Below are 1,701 nucleotides of genomic sequence, written 5' to 3'. Positions count from 1 at the left end.
GCCGGCGCCCACGTCACCGTCACCGACCCCCAGGCCGGCCCCATCCTCGCCGCCCAGGACCACCACCCCTACACCGTCGCCGACACCGCCCACGACGCCATCACCGGCGCCGACATCGTCCTGCTCCTCACCGAGTGGCGCCAGTTCCGCGACCTCGACCCCACCGCCATCAAGGACCTCGCACACCGCCCCGTCATCATCGACGGCCGCAACGTCCTGGACCCCGCCCAGTGGCGCGCCGCCGGCTGGACCTACCACGGCATGGGCCGACCCTGACCACCTGACCGACGCCTCGTATGGGAAGATACTGCTCGATCGGTTTGTCTCGGCTACGGGGGATATGAATGGAACTCGGCGACTACCTGCGCACCCTGCGGGCCCGCTGGCTCACGGTGGTCGTCGTCGCACTCGTCACCCTGGCAGCGATCGCCGCCGCGACGTTGCTGATGACACCGCAGTACACCTCCTCCACCCGCATGTTCTTCGCCGTGCAGGGTGGGGAATCTGTCTCGGACCTTGCGCAAGGCTCGACCTTCACTGAGAAGCAGATGTCTTCTTACGCCGAGGTCGCAAGGTCTCCGATCGTGCTGGAGCCGGTCGCAGAGAGTTTCGGCCTCGACCGCGATGCCAGTAGCTTGACAGATGCGCTGAGCGTCACGGTCGCGGCAGACACCACGATCCTCGTGATCTCGGCGACTGATGAAGACCCTGTGCTTGCCAGAGACTTAGCCAACGCCGTCGCCGATGAGCTGGCGGCCACTGTTGGCGGCCTCTCCCCGGAGCGCCCGGACGGTACAGAGACGGTGCGCGCCACCATGCTGAGCGAGGCACAGGTTCCTGAGTCTCCTTCCTCGCCGAACACGATGCGAAACCTCGCCCTGGGCCTCGTGCTCGGCGTGCTGCTTGGCGTAGGCGTCGCCCTGCTGCGGCAGGTTCTGGACACGAAGGTGCGCGACGAGAACGACATCTCCGCGGTGACCGACGTGTCGCCTCTCGCGACCGTTCCGATCGACACCACGGCAACCGACCACCCGGTCTTCATGCACGACGAATCCATGGGCGCTCGCGCGGAGGCGGTGCGTCGTCTGCGGACCAACCTCCAGTTCGTCGACTTCGGTGACCGGCCGAGCTCGATCGTCGTCACCTCGTCCGTGCCGGGTGAGGGCAAGACGACTACAGCCATCAACCTCGCGGCTTCACTCGCCGATGCCGGAGCAAAGGTCATCCTCATCGACGCCGATCTGCGCCGTCCCTCGGTGGCCAAGTACATGGGCTTCGAAGGCCGCGTCGGCCTCACCACCGTCCTCATCGGCCGTGCGAACGTCGAAGACGTCGTCCAGCCCTGGCAGGGCACCTCGCTCGACATCCTGCCCTCCGGGCAGATCCCGCCCAACCCGAGCGAGCTGCTCGGTTCTCGAGCGATGTCCCGCCTCCTCGCCGACCTGGCCAGCACGTACGACGTCGTCCTCATCGACAGCCCGCCGCTCCTGCCGGTCACCGATGCGGCGATCCTCAGCAAGCTCGTCGGTGGAACGCTCGTCGTGGCTGGTGCGGACCGCCTGCAGAAGCCGCAGCTCCGCACGTCGCTCGAGGCGCTCGCCAAGGTGGCTCATCCGAATCCAGGGTGTAGTCGAGGTCTGAATCCGCCGACCTCGAGGAGTGATCGGGCGATGTAGTTCGTGAGATTGCGGAAGCCGAGGG

Annotated in this window: 1 protein-coding gene and 1 pseudogene; both read left to right on the top strand. The window is 66.8% G+C overall.

Annotated elements, in window-relative coordinates; all coding sequences use genetic code 11:
- A partial coding sequence (locus tag DSZ44_RS18010; RefSeq protein WP_258369723.1) for a UDP binding domain-containing protein occupies positions 1–276 on the top strand: 276 nt, incomplete at its 5' end.
- A 68-nt stretch (positions 277–344) separates the two neighbouring features.
- Positions 345–1,598, top strand: a pseudogene (locus DSZ44_RS18005) (tyrosine-protein kinase domain-containing protein); the annotation flags it as partial.
- Between the last annotated feature and the right edge of the window lie 103 nt (positions 1,599–1,701).

Origin of the sequence: Georgenia satyanarayanai, from assembly GCF_900116375.1 — a bacterium.
Lineage (GTDB): Bacteria > Actinomycetota > Actinomycetes > Actinomycetales > Actinomycetaceae > Oceanitalea > Oceanitalea nanhaiensis.
The sequence above is the reverse complement of the archived record's forward strand: the minus strand, read 5'-3'. Positions and strand labels throughout refer to the sequence as shown.